This window comes from Paraburkholderia tropica, assembly GCF_900109265.1.
Lineage (GTDB): Bacteria > Pseudomonadota > Gammaproteobacteria > Burkholderiales > Burkholderiaceae > Paraburkholderia > Paraburkholderia tropica.
Genome location: NZ_FNZM01000032.1, coordinates 15,828 through 38,932, shown reverse-complemented (window position 1 = coordinate 38,932; position 23,105 = coordinate 15,828). Strand labels below are relative to the sequence as shown.

Here is a 23,105-nt window from a genome sequence, read left to right as displayed (position 1 = left end):
GCGGCGCGGCGCAGCGCGCATTTCACTCCCTTACCTGAATCCTGCTAACTGCGACTATCGCTCGCCTTCGCTTGATTTGGCCTCCGAATCACAATCGACGCGAACGAAGGGAAAAACACGCGCCTGGCGCTGCGCTTACGCACGGCGGATAAGTGCGCAAGCGCACAGAAGGTAATGCTGCGTAATGCGCCCGCGTTGATCCTGGCCGGACTGGCGGTTAAGGTGGTTGGGCGTTTCGTTCCCCGGAGCGCACGGTGTATTCTCATTGCCCCGGCCGCTACGGTTGGGGCTTTTTTTTGCGCGCGAAAAATCGCTCAGACGCCATCGCGCGAGCAGACCCGCACGCAGACGGCGCACGGCCTGCGACATTTTTTTGCGTTGCCGCGGAATTTTGATGGGCGTAAGGTGGAATCGCCTCTTGAGAACAGGCGAGCCTTATGACCCCCGGTCATCGGAGCATATCCTGACCGGGGATTTTTTCTGCGTGCTTGCCGCAGAGAGGAAGCGTCTGGGAGATCGCGGCGCAGGAGCTGCGGCGCCACGACGAAATCGGTATATGACGGATCACCGAATGAGGAGTTCGGATTCGCTCCAGCCAGAGCTAGACCCGTCATGGAACGCATTATCGGGCCTCGCGCCCAAAGCGTCATTAGCACAACGCGCAAGAATCCATTACGGAAATTGTCAAGATGCCGCAGCGCGGCCTGACGTCGCAGTTTTTTGCCTCACTATCGCTCGATAGCAGGCGCGGCCTGTTCGGCCGGCCGCGCGCGCCGGCACATCCGCTAACATGACGGTTTGCCCTGGCCGCTCCGGCCTTGCTACCGGCCCCGCCCGCTTTGCCCACCTATACCCTTGCCAACTCCGTCGGCGCGGAACTCGAGATCCGCAAGAGCCGCTTCATCGCCCTCGCGATTCCGGTTGCCGACCGCGAAGCCGCCATGGCCGAACTGCGCCGTCTGCGCGAAGAACATCCCACGGCCACGCACGTCTGCTGGGCGCTGCTGGCAGGCGGCCAGTCGGGCATGTCCGACGACGGCGAACCCTCGGGCACGGCCGGCCGCCCGATCCTCGAAGTGCTGCGCCATCACGATCTCGACGGCGTGCTCGCCGCGGTGGTGCGCTACTACGGCGGCGTGAAGCTCGGCGCGGGCGGCCTCGTGCGCGCCTACACCGACGCCATCGCACACGCGCTCAAGGACGCGCCGCGCGTCGAGCGCATCGCACAGGCGCGCTTCACGGTGGAAGTGGGCTATCCCGACGAAACGCGCGTGCGCCACTGGATCGAGCAAGGTCAGCACACGCTCGTCGACAGCCGCTACACGATGACCGTGCGCCTGACGGTCCAGCTTCCGGCCACCGAAGTGGAAGCCGCGCGCGACACGCTGCGCGATCTCACGCAAGGTCGCGCGGGCTTTCCGGAATACGACTAAGCGACGCAGCGCTCGCGCTCTGACATTCCGACGCGCGCGCTCAGGCCGAAATGATCACCTTGAGCGCCTGCGTGCGCGCCGCTTCGCCGAAAGTGGCGTACGCGTCCATGATCTGATCGAGCGTGAAGCGGTGCGTGACGAGCTTGCCAGGTTCGAGCCGCTTCGACTCGACGGTGGCGAGCAGCATCGGCGTGGTGTAGGTGTCGACGAGTCCGGTCGTGAGCGTGATGTTGTGCGCCCAGAGCTTCTCCAGATGCAGATCGACCTTGGTGCCGTGCACGCCCACGTTCGCAATCGTGCCGCCCGCGCCTATGATCGACTCGCAGATCGAGAAGGTCGCCGGAATGCCCACGGCCTCGATCGCCACGTCCACGCCGCGCCCGTTCGTGAGCGCCATCACGCGCTCGACGGCGTCGCCGCTCTTGCTGTTCACGACGTCGGTCGCGCCGAAGCGCTTCGCGACTTCGAGCCGGTTGTCGTCGAGGTCGACCATGACGATGCGGCCCGGCGCGTAGAACTGCGCCGTCATGAGCGCCGCCAGCCCGACCGGCCCCGCGCCGACGATCGCCACCGACTGCCCCGGCTTGACCTTGCCGTTGAGCACGCCACATTCGAAACCGGTCGGCAGAATGTCGCTGAGCATCACGAGCGCCTCTTCGTCGGCGCCCTTCGGCAGGTGATAGAGACTCGTGTCGGCGTGCGGAATGCGCACCTTCTCCGCCTGCGTGCCGTCGATCAGATGACCGAGAATCCAGCCGCCCGTGGTGCAGTGCGAATACATCTGGCGGCGGCAATATTCGCACTTGCCGCACGAGCTGATGCAGGAAATCAGCACCGCGTCGCCAACCTTGAAATTGGACACGCCCTCGCCCACCGCTTCCACCACGCCCACGCCTTCGTGACCGAGCGTCGTGCCGGGCTTCACCTCGGGCACGTCGCCCTTGAGGATATGCAGATCGGTGCCGCAGATGGTCGTCTTCGTGATGCGCACGATGGCATCGGACGGCTTCTCGAGTTGCGGTTCGGGTTTGTCTTCCAGCGCTTTCTGGCCGGGCCCATTGAATACGAGCGCTTTCATCTTGCTCCTCCAGTGAGACGATGCGAGGAAAAGAAAAGAAACGATGTGCAATGGCCGCGCGCTTCGCCGCTGTGTCATTGCGTGTCGTGTGCGTGTTGCGCGAGAGCGGATGCGATTATTTCGCCGATTTCATCGATTAACGCGACCGTTGCGCGTCATGCGATCTCATGACGGACTGCATCCGCACTCACTCGAGCTTAGCACCTGAAGCGTGCACGAGACTGCGCAAGTGAACGAATGCGCACGGACGAATCGTCGCAGCTCACGTCAATCACAATCGATTGAAAAAGTGAAGAGAATGGCGAAGTAAGGGCAAAGCGGGCACCGCGCGAAACCGCAATCGCGCACGCAATCGCACGCGACAAAAAAAGCCGCCGATGAAAATCGGCGGCTAACAGGGGACGTGAAGAACAACCGCGAATCGACTATCGAATCGACCCGACGCACCCATCATGGCGACGCAAAATTAAGGCAAACTTAAAGCCATGGAAAAGTCCGCAGAAAGTTTCGTTACGGCGGCTTCATGACAGCGCATCGCAGCCCGCATTGCAGTCATTCCGAAAGCAACGAAGCGCACGATCGTCTAATCTTGTCACAAAGAGGTCTGCGCGCGCGGCCGCGCATGCGCCGCCACGCGGGGTCATCAGACCGCGCACATCACGTGAAAGGGACGAGAAGATGTTCGATCGTTTGAGGGAAGGCGCAGGTCCCGAACGGCGCCACCGCGTCTGGAGCAAGCTGCGCATCTTCGTGGCGGCCATCGGGACGCTCGGTTCGGCCACGGGCATCGCGATCGCCGTGCTCGGGCTCGTGCAGTTCAACAACCAGAAAGTGATGATCGGCGTGGGCGTGATCATCGTCTCGACGGCGGTGTACGTCTCGATTCTCGCGCGCGACCGCAATCGCGTCGACTAGCGTCGATCACCCTCGATCCGCTCCGCGCGGATCAGGCAGGCGGCGCGCGCTGCCTGCCACGCGACGCGCGCCACGTCTGCAATCAACGACGCTTCAGCACGCCTGCACGATTCAACCGCGCGGCGCCCTTCACGTGGCACTCACGCGTCCTGCCCGAGCGCCACGCAAGGCTCGGCGCTGCGATAGTGGTCGTAGACACGTTCGCGCTCCTCGCTCGCGAGCTGGCGCTTTTCCGTGAGCTTGAGCATGCGATGGCGGTCCGCGCCGAGCGTCGCGTAATAGCGCTCAGCGTGCAGCCGCCGGAAGCGCGTGAAGAAGTCCGGTCCCGGCAGCCCCGAATCGGTCGCGAGCAGCGACGCGTAATCGGCCACCTGCGGCTCGCACAGCGCCGCCGCCGCCGCTTCGAGCTGCTCATAACGTTCGCGCAGCGGCACGGTCTGCGCGAACAGCGCGTGAAAAGCCCCATACGGCACGAGGCCGCGCCGGCTGGCTGCGCGCCGCAGCAGGCGTCCCACCTTTTCGTCGAGTTCAGTATGCATTGCTGTAGCCCGTAAAAGTATGCGAGGCGGAAGAGACCCGACGGATTCGCGCCGCGACGCGCAGCAGCGTGAAACCGGTCCGCCTTTTCGATCCGTCCGATTCAATTCAAATCGCATTCAGCGATTCAAACGCGTGAATTCAGGCCCCTCGAATTTCGCAAAACGATTCAATGGAAATCGGAAATGCATTCTGCCGAAATTTACGGGATCGCTCTCGTAATCTGCCCGTGGGCGGTCGTGATAAAAAGGATTGCAAACATTGCTTCGAGCGAATCGGCGGTCCATGATGGCGCGAATGCGCAATGGCTCGCGGTATTGTTGATCGAATTGGATACGTTCATTTTTTCCGATAGTCCAGGAAAATCCGTAAGTCAAGCAGACTATTTTTCCGCCAGCTATACACATTCCCTACAAAAACAATTATTAATATCCGCTGCGGACTGCCCGAGCAGTCCGCACGCGTCCCAGGTGGACGTCCCGAGTGGGCGTCACGTTTCGCCGTCCGCAAGAGGCCGCGCGTCGGGCAGGAGTTGACGCAAGGCCGCAGCAAACGACAAGACCCGCATGCAGGAATTGGGTTGAAGGAGCGGCGCATCCGCAAGCCGCATGACCGGAATCTTTCGTCGACGAGTGATCACATGCTGACCAGAACCGAAAATTTGCCGAGCGTCGCGCGCCGGATGGCCGCCGGACAGATGCTCGTGGAAGGCGCCACGGTGCATGCCGTGGCCGATTCGCTGCACCTCTCCGCCCAGACGGTGCGCCGCTACAAGTCCATCGTGGAGGACGGCGGGCTCGCCGCGCTCCAGCAGATGAGCGTGGGCGGCCGTCCTTCCGTGCTCGACCACGCCGCGCTGGGCTGGATCGCCAATGCGTTGCACGGCTCGGCGCGAGAGCATGGTTTTGCAAGCGACGCGTGGACCAACAGCCGCGTGCGCGAACTGATCGGCCGCCAGTTCGGCGTCCATTATTCGCGCGTCTATACGTGGCAGATCGTGTCGAATCTTGGCCTCGGCCATCGCCTCTCGAAATCGGCACGCTGATTCGAACGGATTCACGCGAGCAGGTCCGGCGATCCGGGCAAACGTCGCAATCAGGTTGCACCTGGCCGCGGGCGTCTTCACGACGCCCGCGCGGCTCGGTGCAGGCGTTGTGCGGGGTGTCGCGCGACGAGGGCGGCTCCGCGGCGGTTTCGCGCAGACTCATCACGCGCGCCCCATTCAGTGCTCGCCGCGCAAACGCGCCAATCTGCCCGCCAATCAGTTCGCCATTCAGCCCGAATTTCAGCTCGTCATATCCGTCGCCGCAGCCGGGCCCGGCATGATGTCGTCCGCGCCGGTCCACGCCTTCGCGCGCACCTGGTTGCGCCCGGCGTTCTTCGCCTCGTAGAGTTGCACGTCGGCGGCGGCCAGCAGCTTCGCGCCGCTGCCGCCCACCGGCGGCTCGCAACTCGCGCAGCCCACGCTCACCGTCACGCAGCCGTGGCGCGAACCCGTGAACGCCAGATTCGCCGACTCGATACGCCGCCGGATCTTCTGCGCGACCTTCTCCGCGCCCGCCAACGTCGCGCCGGGCAGCACCACCGCGAATTCCTCGCCGCCGTAGCGCGCGACCATATCGGCGGCGCGCCGCGTGCCCGACGCGATGCGCTCGGCCACCAGCGCGAGCACCTCGTCGCCGGCGGCGTGGCCATAGGTGTCGTTGAAAAGCTTGAAGTGGTCGATGTCGAGAAACAGCACGCCCAGCGGCGCGCGCTCGCGCACCGCGCGCTGCCATTCGGCGACGAGCCGCTGATCGAGCGCGCGCCGATTCGAGAGTCCCGTGAGCGGATCGGTGACCGCGAGACGCAGCAACGCGCCCTCGGCGATCAGCTTGTCGCGCAGCGCGAAGGCGAGAATCCACGACACCGCCACCCACGCGCCGCCGAACACCGTCGTCATGACGAGCGCGACCATGCTGCGCCGCCGCCAGCCCGCGAGGATATCGGCGACCGCGGGCGCCACGCCGATGATGATCGGCGTCGTGCCCGCGCGGCCCCACGTGTAGAGACGCTCCACGCCGTCGGTCCCCGAATGCGCCGCGAAAGTGCCCGCGGGACGGCTCGACACGACCTTGAAGGTTTCCCCCTGCCGGAAATTGGCGCCGACGCTGTTCGGTATCAACGGCTTGCTCGCGATCAGCGTGCCATCCGCCATCATGATGAAGACTACGCCGCGCGGCCCCACGTCGATGTGATCGAGCAACTGCTGAAAATACTCGAGCCGCACGCCGAGCAGCGCAACGCCCGCGAACGCGCCATCGGGCGCGCTGATGCGGCGCGTGAGCCCGATCGACAGCACGCCGTTGCGCAGCCGCGAAGCATAAGGCTTCGAAATGAACAGGCCGAGCTGCGGATCGCGCTGCTGCGCGACGAAATAATCGCGGTCGGCGACCGACAGATTCGGCGCGGCCTCGCCGCTCTGCGACGCCTTCACGTGGCCTTGCGCGTCGAGCACATAAGCGCCGCCGAGATACGAGGCCGCCGTCGCGCGGTCGAACAGCACGCGCTGGCGCAGCGCGTCGGGCAGCGTCCACGTCGCGCGTTCCTGCGCGCTCGCAACCACGGCGCGCAGCGAGAGGTCGTATAGCTCGACGTTGCGCGCGATGTCGCTGCTCAGGAGCCGCAAGATGTTCTGCGAATTCTCGACCGCGTGCCGCATCTCTTCGGCGCGGCTTTCGTAGAGCGCCACATAGGTGACGGTCGCCATCACCGTGGCAACGAGCGTGCCCGAGAGCCCGGCGAAAAACGGATGATTGCCGATCGCGCGCGTGGCGAGCCTGCCCTGCGCGAACAGCCAGCGGCGCAGACGCTGGGTCGGCGAAAGCACGCGCCGCGCCAGCGGTCGGCGATGCCACGGCTCGGGCGAAGCGCTGCGATTCGCCTCGTCCTCCGCCACGGCGGGATGGCGTTCAGGCTCTTGAACACGTTCGACCACGCGCCCATTCCTCCGACGATTGACACGCAAAACACGCGTAAAACGCCCTTTTCTTGCGTGCCTGGCGAGCCGTACGCATGAAAATGTCATCAATCCGACACGCTGGCTCCGGATGATCGGAAGCGCGACTTTCGCCGCATTTTCATCGCCCTTTCAGCCACAGGAGCCAGCACGTCATGCCGGACCTTTCCCTGTCACCGCAGCCTGGCGCCTCGCCCGCACGCGGCCGCAGCGCGAGCCTGCTCGCCTTCCTGCTCGTGATCGCCGCGGGCGCCGTCTATGTCGGCATGCATCTCGCCGACGATCTGTCTCCCGTGCGCGAAAGCTCCGCGTTGCCCTGGCTGTTGCTCGGCATCGCGCTGCTGATCGCGCTGGGCTTCGAATTCGTGAACGGCTTCCACGATACCGCGAATGCCGTGGCGACCGTCATCTACACGCACTCGCTCTCGCCGAACCTCGCGGTGATCTGGTCGGGCGCGTGGAATTTCCTCGGCGTGCTCACGTCCTCGGGCGCGGTCGCGTTCGGCATCCTGCAACTGTTGCCCGTCGAGCTGATCCTGCAGGTGGGCAGCAGCGCCGGTTTCGCGATGGTGTTCGCACTTCTGATCGCGGCGATCATCTGGAATCTGGGCACCTGGTACTTCGGTCTGCCGTCGTCGAGTTCGCATACGCTGATCGGCTCGATCATCGGCGTGGGCCTGATGAACCAGATGATGCACGGTTCGACTGGCACGAGCGGCGTGGACTGGAGCCAGGCAATGGGCGTCGGCAAGTCGCTGCTGTTTTCGCCGCTCGTCGGCTTCCTGCTCGCGGCGCTGCTGCTGCTCGTGCTCAAGGCGCTCGTGCGCGTGCCCGCGCTCTACGCCGAGCCGAAGGGCAAGGAACCGCCGCCGTTCTGGATCCGCGCGCTGCTGATTCTCACCTGCACGGGCGTCTCGTTCGCGCACGGTTCGAACGACGGCCAGAAGGGCATGGGCCTCATCATGCTGATCCTGATCGGCACCGTGCCGACCGCTTACGCGCTCAACAAGGCCGTGACGACGGGCGAATCGCAGACCTTCGTCGCGGTCGCCGAACAGGCCTCGCGCACCTTCGGGAAGTATGCGAACGGCGTGCCCACGCCGACCGACGCCGCCGCCGTGCGCAGCGAAGTCGAGCGCTATATCAGCTCGCGCACGCTCTCGCCGCAGACGATTCCGGCGCTCTCCGCGCTCTCCGCGGAAGTAGGCCAGCAGGTGGCCGGCTACGGCTCGATGGCCAACGTGCCGCAATCGGTGGTCGATAACGTGCGCAACAACATGTACGTGATTTCGGAAGCGATCCGCCTGATCGACAAGGCGAAGCAACCCGCCTTCGCCGCCGACGACGCCAGGGCGATCGACAACTTCCGCAGTCAGATCGATCACGCGACCAAGTTCATCCCGACGTGGGTGAAGGTGGCGGTGGCGATCGCGCTGGGTCTCGGCACGATGGTCGGCTGGAAGCGCATCGTGGTGACGGTGGGCGAGCGTATCGGCAAGCAGCATCTGACCTACGGCCAGGGCGCGAGCGCCGAACTCGTGGCGATGGCCACCATCGGCGCCGCCGACGTGTACGGCCTGCCGGTCTCGACCACGCACGTGCTGTCCTCGGGCGTGGCGGGCGCGATGGCCGCCAACGGCTCGGGCCTGCAATGGAACACGGTGCGCAGCCTCGTGCTCGCGTGGGTGCTCACCTTGCCCGCGTCGATCGTGCTCGCGGGCGGCCTGTACTGGGTGTTCCGCCACCTGTTCTGAGCGCCGCATTCGTATCGCTATCGGCAAGGACCACCAGCAAAAGCAGCACCGCAGCAAAAAAGCCGCGCTCCTTTCGGGGCGCGGCTTTTTCTATTCGAGCCGGCTGAGAACCGGACGCGGCGCTCAATACACGTCGGGCACGAACATGTTTTCCGGCACCGGCTGGCGGATATAGTCGGGATGATGCACGCGCGCGGGCAGCGTCACCTGCGGATGCTCGACCTCGTGATACGGCACCTGACTCAGCAGATGGTGAATGCAGTTCAGACGCGCGCGTTTCTTGTCCACGCCCTGCACGACCCACCACGGCGCTTCGGGAATATGCGAGCGCTGCAGCATCACTTCCTTCACGTGCGTGTACGCTTCCCAGCGGCGGCGGCTTTCGAGGTCCATCGGCGAGAGCTTCCACTGCTTGAGCGGGTCGTCGATCCGGCTCTGGAAGCGCACTTCCTGTTCGTCGTCGGTGATCGAGAACCAGTACTTGACGATCTGCACGCCGCTGCGCACGAGCATCTTCTCGAACTCGGGCACCGAGCGGAAGAACTCTTCGTATTCGTCGTCGGTGCAGAAGTTCATCACGCGCTCGACGCCTGCGCGGTTGTACCAGCTCCGGTCGAACAGCACCATTTCGCCGCCCGCCGGCAGATGCTGCACGTAACGCTGGAAATACCACTGCGTGCGCTCGCGGTTGTTCGGCGCGGGCAGCGCGGCCACGCGGCACATGCGCGGATTCAGACGCTGCGTGATGCGCTTGATGACGCCGCCCTTGCCCGCCGCGTCGCGGCCCTCGAAGATCACGACGAGGCGATGCCCCGTGCTGATGATCCAGTCCTGCATCTTCACGAGTTCGCCCTGCAGACGGATCAGCTCGCGGAAATAGACGCGGCGCAGCGCGCGCGCTTCGTCGCTGATCTGCAGACCGCTTTCCTGCAGGCGGTCGTCGACTTCCATTTCGAGCTCTTCGTCGTAGGCGTCGATGAGTTCTTCGTCGAGACGGCGGCGGCGATGACGCTCCGCTTCCAGATCCTGCTCGATGGCCGCTTCGCGGTCCAGTTCGTTCATGGCGACTCTCCTTTTTCGATCAATGGCACCCCGCGCCGGATGCGCCCCGCAAGCGAAGCGCCGATGGACACGGCCACACGCCACTATCGGCGCGGCGGGTGTCACGCGTATTTCATATGCATCGCGCGATGGCCTGAATTGCCGATTCGCTGATTTACCGATTCTCCGCGCGCGCTCAGGTGCGCGGCAACGGTTGCGCAAAACTGAGTTCGTGCCCGTCCGGGTCGCGCAGATGAAAATAGCGCTCGCCCCACGGCGCGTCCTGCGGCGCGAATTCGGGCGAGAAACCGGCGGCCACGGCCTGCTGGTAAAAAGCGTCGACGCCGCAGACGTAGAGGATCACGCGACCCCAGCCCGCCACCGCGTCATGCGGCCCTTCGAGCAGGTTCAGGTAGCACTCGCCGCCGCCATCGCCGCCGAGCACGAACGACGCGAAGCCCGCAATTCGCGGCCCCGGCTTGTGCGCGAAGCCAAGCGGCTCGTAAAAACGCAGCGAGCGCGCGAGATCGCTCACGGTCAGGGTCACGGCGCTCAATGATTCGATACGCGCTTCGTTGCGCGCGGCGGGCGGGGTCATGGCCTGGCCTCCTTGTGATGGGTGTCGCGGGCCGCGCACGGCCCCTGTCCGCCGACTTTAGCAGCCTTTCGCCGCCACGGGCGTCAGGCGCGCCCGCGCTTTGACCTGTCCGCCAGCTTCGGCGCGGCGGATCGGCGGCCCTTCTTGCCAGCGGCTTGATCGCCGGGCTCACCGCCACTGGTCGGACCAGTTTCGAACAATCCGCTCTCCTCGCCGACCCGCGCGCGCACGAAGTCGATATGCGTCTGCATGGCCGTGCGCGCCTCTTCGGGACGCCGCGCCAGAATGGCGTCGCAGAGCGTGCGATGCTGCAGGAGCAACAGCCCGGAGGCGTCGGCGGTCTGCTCGCGCAACCCCGTGCCGTTGATCGTGATGTGCTCGCGCAGCACGCCCAGCACGCTCGTGTGCAGATGCAGGAACATCGCGTTGTGCGAGGCCTGCGCGATGACTTCGTGCAGCTTTGCGTCGGCGTCGGCCTCGGCGGTCTTGTCGTCGGCTTCGCGGGTGCGCTCCAGCGCGTCCATCTGCGCGCGGATGCGGGCAAGATCGTCATCGCTCGCGCGCAGCGCCGCAAAATACGCGGTCGCGCCTTCCAGCACGCGGCGGAATTCGAGGATGTCGTCGCGCAAGGCCGGATGGTCGGCCACCAGTTGCCCCCACGGCGAAGCGAAGCCCGTGCGCAGCTGATCGGTCACAAACACGCCCGCGCCCGCGCGGCTCGCCACGAGTCCGCGCGCAGCGAGCCGCTGGGTCGCCTCGCGCACCGTGTTGCGCGCCACGCCGTAATCCTGCGCGAGCACGCGCTCGGACGGCAGCTTCGCGCCCGCGCCCCACGTGCCGTCGAGCAGCGACGTTTCCATGCGCCTCATCACCGTTTCCACGCGCCCGCGTGCGCCCGCCCTGTCCCTCATTGATCGTCCCCGAGATGTGTTTCGTGTGATCCGGGCGGCGCGCGAATGCGCACTGGTCCAACCAGTTTGTGTGCGCCGCCCGAAGCGGCAATTATGCGCCACAAACCTGCCGTTGCCGCGCACCACCGCGCCGGACGACGCGCCACCCGATACCAAAGCGAGACATGAAGCCACGGCTCTACCCCACCGGCCCGCGTCCCACCGACGTCTACCTGTTCGCCACCTGCCTCGTCGACCTGTTCGTGCCGCAGGCCGGACTCGACGCGGTCAAGCTGCTCGAACGCGAAGGCCTCACGGTCCACTTTCCGCGCGGCCAGAGCTGCTGCGGCCAGCCCGCGTACAGCAGCGGCAACCCGCGCCAGGCGCGCGAGGTGGCGCGCGCGCAGCTCGGCCTGTTCGAGCAGCCGTGGCCCGTGATCGTGCCCTCGGGTTCGTGCGCGGGCATGATGCGCCATCACTGGGCCGCCCTGTTCGCGGATGAAGCCGCTGACGAAGCCCGCGCGCTCGACCTCTCGTCGCGCGTCTACGAACTGACCGAATTCCTCGTGCGCGTGCTCGATGTCGATCTGGGCGCAGCGGGCGCTTACGCCGACGCCGCACGCACCCAGCCCGACGAGCGCGTCGTGCTGCACACCTCGTGCGGCGCGCGCCGCGAGATGGGCACGCGCGTACACGGCGTCGAAGCCGTCGATGCGCTGCCCGGCGTTACGCGCGTCGAGCACGAACGCGAATCGGAATGCTGCGGCTTCGGCGGCACCTTCTCGCTCAAGCACCCCGACATTTCGGGCGCGATGGTCGCCGACAAGATCGCCTCGGCCTGCGCGACCGGCTGCAACCGGCTCGTTTCCGCCGATTGCGGCTGTCTGCTGAACATCGGCCACGCGGCAGAGCGCAAAGGCGCGCCGCTCGAAGTCGAACACCTCGCCAGCTTCCTGTGGCGGCGCACGGGCGGAGACGCAGCATGACCCACGCAGTCGAGACACCTGACTCATCCGGCGCCCGCGCGCGCATGCTCGGACGCCTGCGTGCGAGCATGCCCACCGCAGCCGCCGCGCCCACGCAGATCGATGCACTCGATACCCGCATCGACGCGCATTTCGATGCTCGCCGCGCCCTCGCGAACCTGACGCATTCCGAGCGCCTCGCGCAATTCCAGCACATGCTCGAAGCCGCGCACGCCGACGTGACGATCACGACCGCGCAAGCCTGGCCCGCCGAACTCGCGGGCCGTCTCGCGCAGGCGGGCGTGAAGCGTCTGCTGCTCGATCCGTCGAGCGCCGAAGGCACGGCACTCGCCGCCGCGCTGCCTGCGCAGATTGCCGCGAAGCATTACGACGCGCCGATCGAAACCTGGAAGTCCGAACTATTCGACACGATCGATGCGGGCTTCACGGTCGCGCGCTCGGGCCTCGCGGCCACCGGCACGCTGATCGTCGTCCCCGACGCCAACGCGCCGCGCACGGTTTCGCTGGTGCCGCCGCTGCACGTCGCGCTCGTGTATGCCAACACCTTGCACGCGGATCTGCACGCCGCCGCCAAAGCGGAGCGCTGGCGCGACGGCATGCCCACCAATCTCGTGATGATCTCCGGTCCGTCGAAGACCTCGGACATCCAGCAGACCACCGCATACGGCGCGCACGGACCGCGCGCGCTGTGGGTGATCGTCATCGACGATAACGCCGACGACAGCGCCGACGACAGCGCCGACGACAGCGCCGACGACAGCGCCGATAACAACGCCGCCCCGCAGGGAGACGCACGATGAGCACGGCCGGCACCGCTGAAAACACGCTGCATTTCATGCCCACCGCCGAGTTCCGCACTCGCGCGCGCACCGCGCTCGACGACCCGCAATTGCGCAAGAGCTTTCGCGGCGCGATGGATTTCCTGCAAGGCAAGCGCGCCGCGCAGTTTCCCGAAGCCGACGAACTCGAACAACTGCGCGACCTCGGCGAAGCGGTGCGCCAGCACGCGCTCGCGCGTCTGCCCGATCTGCTCGAACAGCTCGAAGCGAAGCTGCGCGAGAACGGTGTGCACGTGCATTGGGCCGAAACCGCCGACGACGCCAATCGCATCGTCCACGAGATCGCGCAACGTCATGCCGCGACGCGCGTCATCAAGGGCAAGTCGATGGCGAGCGAGGAAATCGAGCTCAACCATTACCTCGGCGAGCGCGGCATCGACTGCATCGAGTCGGACATGGGCGAGTACATCGTGCAGCTCGCGGGCGAAAAGCCCTCGCATATCGTCATGCCCGCGATCCACAAGACGAAGGGCGACATCGCGCATCTGTTCGAGGAACACATTCCCGACACGCCTTATACCGAAGACGTCGACGCGCTGATTCAAACGGGCCGTCGCGCGCTGCGCCGCGCGTTCATCGACGCGCAGATCGGTCTCTCGGGCGTGAACTTCGCCGCCGCCGATACCGGCACGCTCTGGCTCGTCGAAAACGAAGGCAACGGCCGCCTGTCGACCACGGTCCCCGACGTGCATATCGCGATCATGGGCATGGAAAAAGTGGTCGCGAAGCTCGAACACATCGTGCCGCTTTCGAGCCTGCTCACGCGCTCGGCGACCGGCCAGCCGATCACCACGTATTTCAATCTGATCAGCAGTCCGCGCCGCGCGGGCGAGCAAGACGGTCCGCGCGAAGTGCATCTCGTGCTGCTCGACAACGGCCGCAGCCAGGCCTACGCCGACGAGCAGTTGCGCGCCACGCTGCAATGCATCCGCTGCGGCGCGTGCATGAATCATTGCCCGGTGTACACGCGCATCGGCGGCCATGCTTACGGCACGACCTATCCGGGTCCGATCGGCAAGATCATTTCGCCGCATCTGCTGGGCCTCGACGCGACCGCCGATCTGCCCACCGCGTCGAGCCTGTGTGGCGCCTGCGGCGAAGTCTGCCCCGTGCGCATTCCGATTCCGCAACTGCTCGTGCGTCTGCGCACCGAAGCGAATCGCGCGCCCGACGAAACGGTTGCGCATCCGCTGCGCGGCCAGGGCGCGAATCACAGCAAGAGCGAGCAATTCGTCTGGCGCTTCTGGAGCGGCGCATTCGCGCATCCGCGTGCGTATCGCGCGCTGCGCTGGGCCGCCACGCGCCTGCGCGCGCTCGCGCCTTCGCAGCAGATGGGCTGGACGCAGCATCGCACGCCGCTCAAGCCCGCGCCGCGCAGCCTGCACGATCTGCTCAGCGAGCGCGATCAGCCGCAATAGCGTTCGACTCGCTACGAATCACACTCGTCAGGCATCCGAACTACATTGCATAACCGGCCTGACGATCCGCATCGCCATTTTTATCCGCATCATCGGAGGAGACCGTAGTGCAACCCTGGCATCAGATCTATACCCCGCTCGGCAGTCTGTGGCTGTCCGCGCTCGTGGCCGCCGTGCCCATCCTGTTCTTCTTCGTCGCGCTCGCGGGCCTGCGCCTCAAGGGTCACGTCGCTGCCGCGATCACGCTCGTGCTCGCGCTCGGCGTGGCGATCTTCGAATACGGCATGCCGGTGAAGCAGGCGCTGGTGTCGGCGGGTTTCGGCTTCGCCTACGGCATCTGGCCGATCGCGTGGATCATCGTGACGGCCGTGTTCCTCTACAAGATCGTCGTGAAGACGGGGCAGTTCGAAGTGATTCGCGCCTCCGTGCTCTCGATCACCGACGATCAACGCCTGCAACTGCTGCTGATCGGCTTCTCGTTCGGCGCGTTCCTCGAAGGCGCGGCGGGCTTCGGCGCGCCCGTCGCCATCACCTCGGCGCTGCTCGTGGGGCTCGGCTTCGAGCCGCTCTACGCGGCGGGCCTGTGCCTGATCGCCAACACCGCGCCCGTGGCGTTCGGCGCGATGGGCATTCCGATCATCGTCGCGGGCCAGGTGACGGGAATCGATCCGTTCCTGATCGGCGCGATGGCGGGTCGTCAATTGCCGCTGCTGTCGCTGTTCGTGCCGTTCTGGCTCGTCTTCATCATGGACGGCAAGCGCGGCCTCAAGGAAACGTGGCCCGCCGCGCTGGTCGCGGGCGGCAGCTTCGCGATCACGCAGTACTTCACGTCGAATCACATCGGGCCTGAACTGCCGGACATCACCTCGGCGCTCGTGAGCCTCGTCGCGCTCGCGGCCTTCCTCAACGTGTGGCAACCGCGCCGCGCGATGCAAGCAGCCGGCGCAAATGCGCGCATGAGCGGCGGCGCGGCCACGCTCGGCGGCTTCGGCGGCGGCCAGTTCGGCGGCAATGGCAACAACGGCACGAAAGCGTCGAGCCGCCAGGCGTCGCCGTATTCGCTCGCGCAAACCGTGCGTGCGTGGTCGCCGTTCATTCTGCTGACCGCCATCGTCACGGTCTGGAGCGTGAAGCCGTTCAAGGCGCTGTTCGCCGCGAAGGGCGTGCTCGCGGGCACCGTGCTGAGCTTCCATGTGCCGGGCCTCGATCAACTCGTGGTGCGCACCGCACCGATCGTCGCCTCGCCCAAGCCCTACGAAGCCGTGTTCAAGCTCGACTGGCTCTCGGCGGTCGGCACCGCGATCATGATCACGGCCATCATCTCGGTGATCGTGCTGAAGATGAAGCCGCGCGCCGCCGTGACCGCGTTCTTCGAAACGCTCGGCGACCTGCGCCGTCCGGTGCTCTCGATCGGTCTCGTGCTCGCCTTCGCGTTCGTGGCGAATTACTCGGGCATGTCGTCGACGCTGGCGCTCGCGCTGGCCGGCACGGGCGCGGCGTTCCCGTTCTTCTCGCCGTTCCTCGGCTGGCTCGGCGTGTTCCTGACCGGTTCGGACACCTCGTCGAACGCGCTGTTCTGCTCGCTCCAGCACACCACGGCGCACCAGATCGGCGTCTCGGACACGCTGCTCGTGGCGGCCAACACCTCGGGCGGCGTGAGCGGCAAGATGATCTCGCCGCAATCGATCGCGGTCGCCTGCGCGGCCACGGGTCTCGTCGGCAAGGAAGCGTCGCTGTTCCGCTTCACGGTGCGCCATAGCCTCTTCTTCGCGGGCATCGTCGGCATCGTCACGCTGATTCAGGCGTATGTGCTCACGGGCATGATTCCGCAGTAAGCGCATGGCTCGACCGTGCGCCGCACAGTACGTGCGGCGACGCCACACAAAGGCACCAGCACAAGCCGCCGTTCGCCTCGCGACCGGCGGCTTTTTTTTCAAATGGCTTGCACTTGCGTGTCGATCGAAAAATGGCAAATCGGCCCTGTTTTAAGGGACTTTTAAGTCATGCGGCCTAGTCTCGATTCACCTCGTTCACATCGATGGAGGTCGATCATGAAGGCACGCACTTTCACACGGATGGCGCTGTCGACGACAGCGTCGCTCGCGCTCACCTTCGGCGCGTTCGGCGCACCAGGGGCTTACGCGGCGGCGCTTGCGAATCACGCCAACGCCAGCGCCAACGCCAGCGCGGACACATCCGCAGCGAATCTCGGCGCGCTACCTTCGCCGCAACGCGCAGGCTCGATTGCGTATCTCTCCGGCGGCATCGGCAGCGATCAGTCGGCGGCGTTCAAGGCGGCGATGCCGCGTTATCCGCTCTCGCTCGAATTCGCGCGCCAGACGGCGGGCGGCAATGAATATCTCGCCAACGTGCCGGTGAAGATCGCCGACGCGCACGGCCAGCAACTGCTCGCCACGCGCACGAACGGTCCGTTCATGCTGGTCACGCTGCCCGACGGCCATTACATCGTGACTGCGAGCCACGACGGCAAGACCGTGCGCCGCACCGTCGACATCGGCCAGCGCGCGCACACGCACGAGGCTTTCGTCTGGCCGATGTAAGCGCAAGAAAGCCCGCGTAAGCCGCCATCGCGCGAGTCGCGCCCGTCGGGCGGCGGCACGCGCCGCCGCTCGATTGGCGCACGCCGCGTCGAAACGGACGACGCGTTTCGACTGCGCACCTCGCCGTCACGGCTTTTTGCTTTGTGTCACGATCGTTCGCGAATCGGGACGCGCGTGCGCCGCGCGCGTCCCGGACGCGATGCGCACCGCATTCCGCGAGTCGCCATCGTCCGCCACACGCGCCGCAAGATGATGACCACTCAACGATCGAATCGCCGCTTTGCGACGCGTGTGCACCCGCCCGCGTCTCGCCTCGTCGTTCGCGCACCGCGCCGGAGCGGCGCTGCGCCGCACCTTGCGTTGCTTGTTATGCGGCGCGCCGTCACCCATATCGAAGCACCGGACGCCGGATGGTCACGGCCTTTGCACGGCGGCGCGCATTGATGCCCGCCGCACCGCTGCGCCCCTCACTCGACGCCCGCACCACGCCCGACGCTGACCTCGCGCGCATGACGCGCGCCGCGCGCGTCGCCCTGTGTGAACCGCAGCCTGCGCGAGAGGAGAAGTCACCCATGACCCGCCGCCCTGTCGTTGCCGCGTTTGACGCAACCGGCTCGTCCGGAACGTTCGGCACGCCCGCTCCGTCGCGCCACGCCCGGCATTGGCCGCTGACGCTCGCCTTCGCCGCCGTCGCCACGGCCTTCACCGGCTGCGTCTCGCTCGCGCCCGAGTATGAGCAGCCGCCCTTGCCGGTCCCGCAGACCTTCCCCGAAAGCGGCACGCCGTCGAACGGCGCGAACACGCTGAGCGCCGTGCAGGTGGGCTGGAAGGATTACTTCACCGACCCCGTGCTGCAAGGTCTGATCGCCGAGGCGCTCGATTACAACAAGGATCTGCAACTCGCGATCCAGCGCGTGGAAGAAGCGCGCGCGATGTACGGCATTCGCCGCGCCGACCAGTTTCCGACCATCGGCGTGGAAGCCGATCTCGCCCGCGCGCGGGTGCCCGCGCAGCTCTCGGGTTACGGCGTGCCCGTGACGGCCAGCCAGTATCAGGTCGGCATCGGCCTCGCGAGCTGGGAACTCGACTTCTGGGGCCGCGTGGCCAATCTCAAGGAAGCCGCGCTACAGAACTATCTCGCCACCGACGCCGCGCGCCAGGCCGTCACGCTCACCGTCGTCGAGCAGGTCGCCAACAGCTATCTGAGCCTGCGCGAACTCGACGAACGCATCACCCTCACGCAGCAGACGATCGCGAGCCGCAAGGAGTCGTACCGCATCTTCACGCGGCGTCACGAAGTCGGCGCGATCTCGCGGCTCGATCTCAAGCAGGTCGAAACGCTCTGGCGCCAGGCCGAGGCGCTCGGCGCGCAACTCCAGCAGGAGCGCGCGACGCGCGTGAATGCGCTGCAACTGCTCGTGGGCAAGCCCATCGACATGCCGCATATCGACGTCAAGCTCGACGACCACGCCGTGATGCGCGACCTGCCGCCGGGCCTGCCGTCCGACCTGCTGACCAATCGGCCCGACATCGTCGCCGCCGAATTCCAGTTGCGCGGCGCGAATGCGAACATCGGCGCGGCGCGCGCGGAATTCTTCCCGAAGATCACGCTGACCGGCGCATTCGGCACCGCCAGCACCCAGCTTTCCGACCTCTTCACCGGCCCGAGCCGCGCGTGGAATTTCGGGCCGAGCGTGTCGCTGCCGATCTTCGACATGGGCCGCCGCGAATCGAATCTCGAAGTCGCGAAGTCGCAGCGCGATCAGGCCGTGACTTCGTACGAACGCGCGGTGCAGTCGGCGTTCCGCGACGTGGCCGACGCGCTGGCCGCGCGCGAATGGCTCGCCGAACAGGTCGAGACGCTGCGCGCGACCGAAGCCGCCCAGGCCGAACGCGCGCGCCTCGCGCAGTTGCGCTACGACCACGGCGCGTCGCCGTTCCTCGAAGTGCTCGACGCCCAGCGCGACCTGCTCGCGGTGCAGCAGCAGCTCGTGCAAACGCGGCGCGCGTATCTGTCGAGCCGCGTCTCGCTCTATGCGGCGCTCGGCGGCGGCGGATTTGCCACGAGCGCGCCCGGCGTGATGGGTTCGGAAAGCGACACAAACGGCGCGACCGTTTCGCCCGGCGCAACGCACGCCATTTCGCCCGAGATCGCCGCGCCCGGCACCGGCACGCCGAGCGCGAAGCCGGCCCCGAAGGCGTCGCGCGCGCCCGCCGCCGCGCCCCACACTCCCTGATTCCGAGGTTGCCGCCATGCAGATTTCAGCCCGCAAAGTGATTCCCGCCGTCGTCGTGATCGTGCTCGCGGTGGGCGGTTATTTCGGCTGGCGCTATTACGCCGATCGCGGCCCGGGCGCCGGTTTCGTGAACGGCAACGGCCGCATCGAGGCCACCGAGATCGACGTGGCCACCAAACTCGCGGGCCGCGTGCAGGACGTGCTGGTCAAGGAAGGCGATTTCGTCGAGGCGGGCCAGGTGCTCGCGCACATGCAGGTCGAAACGCTCCAGGCGCAGCGCAGCGAAGCGGTCGCGCAGCATCAGCAGGCCGTCAATACCGACGCGAGCGCGAAGGCGACGATCGCCCTGCGCGAGAGCGACCAGCGCGCCGCCGAGGCTGTCGTCGCGCAACGCGAAAGCGAACTGGACGCCGCGCGCCGCCGTCTCGCGCGCTCGGAAAAACTCTCGAAGGAAGGCGCATCGTCGATGCAGGAACTCGACGACGACCGCGCGCGCGTGCGAAGCTCGCAAGCCGCCGTGGCCGCCGCCAAGGCGCAGGTCACCGCCGCGGCGGCGGCCGTCTCGGCGGCCAAGGCGCAGCAGACGGGCGCGGTCTCGGCGATCGCGGCGGCGCAGGCGACCATCGACCGCGTGCAGGCCGACATTCAGGACAGCGATCTGAAAGCGCCGCGCGCGGGGCGCGTGCAGTACCGCGTCGCGCAGCCCGGCGAAGTGCTCGGCGCGGGCGGCAAGGTGCTCAACATGATCGACCTCGCCGACGTCTACCTCACCTTCTTCCTGCCGACCAACGCGGCGGGCCGCGTCTCGCTCGGCCAGGACGTGCACATCATTCTCGACGCCGCGCCGGAATGGGTGATTCCCGCCAAGGTCACGTTCGTGTCCTCGACCGCGCAGTTCACGCCCAAGACGGTGGAAACGCAAAGCGAGCGCGAAAAGCTGATGTTCCGCGTGAAGGCGCAGATCGATCCCGTGCTGCTTCAGGCGCATCTCAAGTACGTGAAGACCGGCCTGCCCGGCGTCGCCTGGGTCAAGCTCGACCCCGACGAGGAATGGCCCGACAAACTCAAGATCAAGGTGCCCTGATGAGCGAACCCGTCGTTCGCCTCGAGCACGTCGGCCTGCACTACGGCAAGATCGTCGCGCTTCACGACGTCACCCAGGACATCCCCGCCGGGCTGATGATCGGCATGATCGGCCCGGACGGCGTGGGCAAGTCGAGCCTGCTTTCGCTGATCGCGGGCGCGCGCAAGGTGCAGCAAGGGATCGTGCGCGTGCTCGGCGGCGACATGTCGAGCAAGAAGCATCGCGACGACGTCTGCCCGCGCATCGCCTACATGCCGCAAGGGCTCGGCAAGAACCTCTATCCCACGCTCTCGGTCGAAGAGAATCTGCAGTTCTTCGGCCGCCTGTTCGGCCACGACGAACACGAGCGCCGCCGCCGCATCGACGCGCTCACGCGCAGCACCGGCCTCGATCCGTTTCTCGCGCGCCCCGCGGGCAAACTCTCGGGCGGCATGAAGCAGAAGCTCGGCCTGTGCTGCGCGCTGATCCACGACCCCGACCTGCTGATCCTCGACGAACCGACCACGGGCGTCGACCCGCTCGCGCGCGCGCAGTTCTGGGACCTCATCAACGGCATCCGCAAGGAACGCCCGTCGATGAGCGTGATCGTCGCGACCGCGTACATGGACGAGGCGCAGCGCTTCGACTGGCTGATCGCGATGGACGACGGGGCGGTGCTCGCGATCGGCAAGCCCGCCGAACTGCTCGAACGCACGCACACGGACTCGCTCGAAGAAGCCTTCATCGCGCTGCTGCCCGAGGCGAAAAAACGCGGCCACCAGCCGGTCGAGATCGTGCCGCTCAACGTCGACGAGCACACCGAAATCGCCATCGAGGCCAAAGACCTGACGATGCGTTTCGGCGACTTCGTGGCCGTCGATCACGTGAGCTTTCGCATTCAGCGCGGCGAGATTTTCGGCTTTCTCGGCTCGAACGGCTGCGGCAAGTCGACGACGATGAAAATGCTCACGGGCCTGCTGCCCGCGACCGAAGGCAAAGCCTGGCTGTTCGGGCACGAAGTCGATCCGCGCGACCTCGACACGCGCCGCCGCGTGGGCTACATGTCGCAAGCGTTTTCGCTCTATGGCGAACTCACGGTGCGCCAGAATCTGGTGCTGCACGCACGTCTGTTTCATGTGCCCGAAGCCGACATTCCGGCGCGCGTCGACGAAATGGTCGAGCGCTTCGACCTCGCCGACGCGCTCGACACGCTGCCCGACAGCCTGCCGCTCGGCGTGCGCCAGCGGCTCTCGCTCGCGGTGGCGATGGTCCACAAGCCCGAGTTGCTGATCCTCGACGAACCGACCTCGGGCGTCGATCCGGTCGCGCGCGACAACTTCTGGCGCCTGCTGATCACGCTCGCGCGCGAAGATCAGGTGACGATCTTCATCTCCACGCACTTCATGAACGAGGCCGGGCGCTGCGACCGCATTTCGCTGATGCACGCGGGCCGCGTGCTGGTGAGCGACACGCCCGCGAACATCACGCGCGATCGCGGCGCGGCCACGCTCGAAGAAGCGTTCATCGCCTGGCTCGTGGATGCGGGCGCGGGCACCGAGGAAACCACCGGCGACGAACTCTCCGTGCTGGCCGAAAATCCCGACGCCGCCGCGCATCCGCAACAGCATCGCGGCTTCAGCCTGCAGCGCGCGTGGAGCTATATGTGGCGCGAGGCGCTCGAACTGCGGCGCGACCCCGTGCGCGCGACGCTCGCGCTCGCGGGCTCGCTGTTGCTGCTGTTCGTGATGGGCTTCGGCATCAGCATGGACGTGGAGGATTTGCGCTTCGCGGTGCTCGATCACGACCGCACCGCGCTCTCGCACAACTACGAGCTGAATCTCGCGGGCTCGCGCTACTTCATCGAGCGGCCGCCGCTGGCGAGCTACGCGGACATGGACAAGCGCATGCGCAGCGGCGAACTCGCGCTCGCGGTCGAGATTCCACCTGGCTTCGCACGCGACGTGGCGCGCGGCAAGGCGGTGCAGATCGGCGTGTGGGTCGACGGCGCGATGCCGCAGCGCGCGGAAACCGTGCGCGGCTACATCATGGGCATGCATCAGGGCTGGCTGCTCGAACAGGCGAAGCTGCGTCTGGGCGCCGACGCGCATGCCGCCGTGGCCGTCGAAACACGCTTTCGCTACAACCCCGACGTGCGCAGCCTGCCCGCGATGGTGCCCGCCGTGATCCCCGTGTTGCTGCTGATGATGCCCGCCATGCTCACCGCGCTCGCCGTGGTGCGCGAAAAGGAACTCGGCTCGATCATCAACCTCTACGTCACGCCGGTCACGCGGCTCGAATTCCTGCTCGGCAAGCAGGCGCCGTACGTGCTGCTCGCGATGCTCAACTTCCTGCTGATGGTGTTCCTCGCCATTACGTTGTTCGGCGTGCCGATCAAAGGCAGCTTCCCGACCTTGTTCGCGGCGGGCATGCTCTACTGCCTGTGCGCGACCGCCATCGGCCTGCTCGCCTCCACGTTCACGAAGAGCCAGATCGCCGCGCTGTTCTTCACGATGATCGGCACGATGGTGCCCGCGGTGCAGTTCGCGGGGCTCATCACGCCGGTTTCGTCGCTCGAAGGCGCGGGACGCATCATCGGGCAGATCTATCCGGCGAGCCACATGCTCACCATCAGCCGGGGCGTGTTCAACAAGGCGTTGCATTTCAGCGATCTGTGGAACTCGTTCTGGCCGCTGGCGATCGCCACGCCCATCGTGCTCGGCGTGACCGTCGCGCTGCTCAAGAAGCAGGAGAGCTGAC

General features: G+C 66.4%; 18 protein-coding genes. 12 read left to right on the top strand and 6 right to left on the bottom strand.

Annotated features, from left to right (window positions below; translation table 11 throughout):
- Positions 1 to 839 precede the first annotated feature (839 nt).
- Positions 840 to 1,433 (top strand): IMPACT family protein, encoded by a 594-nt coding sequence (locus tag BMY06_RS35370; protein ID WP_065063345.1) that lies wholly within the window; start codon positions 840 to 842, stop codon positions 1,431 to 1,433.
- 40 nt (positions 1,434 to 1,473) lie between these two features.
- On the opposite strand, the gene BMY06_RS35365 is transcribed toward BMY06_RS35370, so the two are convergent.
- Positions 1,474 to 2,511, bottom strand: a complete 1,038-nt coding sequence (locus tag BMY06_RS35365; protein ID WP_065063346.1) for a zinc-dependent alcohol dehydrogenase family protein — start codon at positions 2,509 to 2,511, stop codon at positions 1,474 to 1,476.
- Positions 2,512 to 3,189: 678 nt separating this feature from the next.
- On the opposite strand from BMY06_RS35365, the gene BMY06_RS35360 reads away from it, so the two are divergent.
- Positions 3,190 to 3,426, top strand: coding sequence for a DUF2964 family protein (locus BMY06_RS35360; protein ID WP_065063348.1), 237 nt, complete (start codon positions 3,190 to 3,192; stop codon positions 3,424 to 3,426).
- A gap of 140 nt (positions 3,427 to 3,566) precedes the next feature.
- On the opposite strand, the gene BMY06_RS35355 is transcribed toward BMY06_RS35360, so the two are convergent.
- Positions 3,567 to 3,965 carry a hypothetical protein gene (locus tag BMY06_RS35355; RefSeq protein ID WP_065063350.1) on the bottom strand — a complete coding sequence of 133 codons (399 nt, stop codon included), beginning with the start codon at positions 3,963 to 3,965 and terminating at the stop codon, positions 3,567 to 3,569.
- A gap of 638 nt (positions 3,966 to 4,603) precedes the next feature.
- Between BMY06_RS35355 and BMY06_RS35350 the strand changes: the two genes are divergently transcribed.
- Positions 4,604 to 5,008, top strand: a complete 405-nt coding sequence (locus tag BMY06_RS35350; protein ID WP_065063351.1) for a helix-turn-helix domain-containing protein — start codon at positions 4,604 to 4,606, stop codon at positions 5,006 to 5,008.
- Between the two features lie 240 nt (positions 5,009 to 5,248).
- Here BMY06_RS35350 and BMY06_RS35345 read toward each other — a convergent pair whose 3' ends face one another.
- Positions 5,249 to 6,940, bottom strand: a complete 1,692-nt coding sequence (locus BMY06_RS35345) for a GGDEF domain-containing protein (protein ID WP_244144337.1) — start codon at positions 6,938 to 6,940, stop codon at positions 5,249 to 5,251.
- Between the two features lie 176 nt (positions 6,941 to 7,116).
- Here BMY06_RS35345 and BMY06_RS35340 point away from each other — a divergent pair, with 176 nt between their 5' ends.
- A complete protein-coding gene (locus BMY06_RS35340; protein ID WP_074987515.1) occupies positions 7,117 to 8,715 on the top strand; it encodes an inorganic phosphate transporter in 1,599 nt (532 codons plus the stop codon).
- 123 nt (positions 8,716 to 8,838) lie between these two features.
- Here BMY06_RS35340 and ppk2 read toward each other — a convergent pair whose 3' ends face one another.
- The 3 genes from ppk2 to BMY06_RS35325 form a co-directional block, all read right to left on the bottom strand.
- Positions 8,839 to 9,777, bottom strand: coding sequence for a polyphosphate kinase 2 (ppk2, locus tag BMY06_RS35335; RefSeq protein WP_065063357.1), 939 nt, complete (start codon positions 9,775 to 9,777; stop codon positions 8,839 to 8,841).
- Between the two features lie 175 nt (positions 9,778 to 9,952).
- Positions 9,953 to 10,354, bottom strand: a complete 402-nt coding sequence (locus tag BMY06_RS35330; protein WP_065063359.1) for a VOC family protein — start codon at positions 10,352 to 10,354, stop codon at positions 9,953 to 9,955.
- Positions 10,355 to 10,437: 83 nt separating this feature from the next.
- The gene (locus BMY06_RS35325; protein ID WP_080180674.1) at positions 10,438 to 11,265 is read right to left on the bottom strand and encodes a FadR/GntR family transcriptional regulator; all 828 of its coding nucleotides are present in this window, start codon (positions 11,263 to 11,265) and stop codon (positions 10,438 to 10,440) included.
- 164 nt (positions 11,266 to 11,429) lie between these two features.
- On the opposite strand from BMY06_RS35325, the gene BMY06_RS35320 reads away from it, so the two are divergent.
- The 8 genes from BMY06_RS35320 to rbbA all read left to right on the top strand — a co-directional run bounded on the left by BMY06_RS35320 (position 11,430) and on the right by rbbA (position 23,104).
- A complete protein-coding gene (locus tag BMY06_RS35320; protein WP_074987514.1) occupies positions 11,430 to 12,230 on the top strand; it encodes a (Fe-S)-binding protein in 801 nt (266 codons plus the stop codon).
- Positions 12,227 to 13,030, top strand: a complete 804-nt coding sequence (locus tag BMY06_RS35315; RefSeq protein WP_074987513.1) for a LutC/YkgG family protein — start codon at positions 12,227 to 12,229, stop codon at positions 13,028 to 13,030. The genes BMY06_RS35320 and BMY06_RS35315 overlap by 4 nt, the downstream gene beginning before the upstream one ends.
- Positions 13,027 to 14,487: a LutB/LldF family L-lactate oxidation iron-sulfur protein gene (locus BMY06_RS35310; protein WP_065063365.1), complete on the top strand. Its 1,461-nt coding sequence runs from the start codon at positions 13,027 to 13,029 to the stop codon at positions 14,485 to 14,487. The genes BMY06_RS35315 and BMY06_RS35310 overlap by 4 nt, the downstream gene beginning before the upstream one ends.
- Positions 14,488 to 14,594: 107 nt before the next feature.
- Entirely contained in the window at positions 14,595 to 16,322 is a 1,728-nt protein-coding gene (locus tag BMY06_RS35305; RefSeq protein ID WP_074987512.1) for a lactate permease LctP family transporter, read from the top strand.
- Positions 16,323 to 16,538: 216 nt separating this feature from the next.
- Positions 16,539 to 17,048 carry a carboxypeptidase regulatory-like domain-containing protein gene (locus BMY06_RS35300; protein ID WP_176087201.1) on the top strand — a complete coding sequence of 170 codons (510 nt, stop codon included), beginning with the start codon at positions 16,539 to 16,541 and terminating at the stop codon, positions 17,046 to 17,048.
- A gap of 572 nt (positions 17,049 to 17,620) precedes the next feature.
- Positions 17,621 to 19,285, top strand: a complete 1,665-nt coding sequence (locus BMY06_RS35290) for an efflux transporter outer membrane subunit (RefSeq protein WP_080180675.1) — start codon at positions 17,621 to 17,623, stop codon at positions 19,283 to 19,285.
- A 16-nt stretch (positions 19,286 to 19,301) separates the two neighbouring features.
- Complete coding sequence (locus BMY06_RS35285; RefSeq protein ID WP_074987511.1) at positions 19,302 to 20,369, top strand: HlyD family secretion protein; 1,068 nt, start codon at positions 19,302 to 19,304, stop codon at positions 20,367 to 20,369.
- The gene (gene rbbA, locus BMY06_RS35280) at positions 20,369 to 23,104 is read left to right on the top strand and encodes a ribosome-associated ATPase/putative transporter RbbA (protein ID WP_074987510.1); all 2,736 of its coding nucleotides are present in this window, start codon (positions 20,369 to 20,371) and stop codon (positions 23,102 to 23,104) included. The genes BMY06_RS35285 and rbbA overlap by 1 nt, the downstream gene beginning before the upstream one ends.
- The last annotated feature ends 1 nt before the right edge of the window (position 23,105 follow it).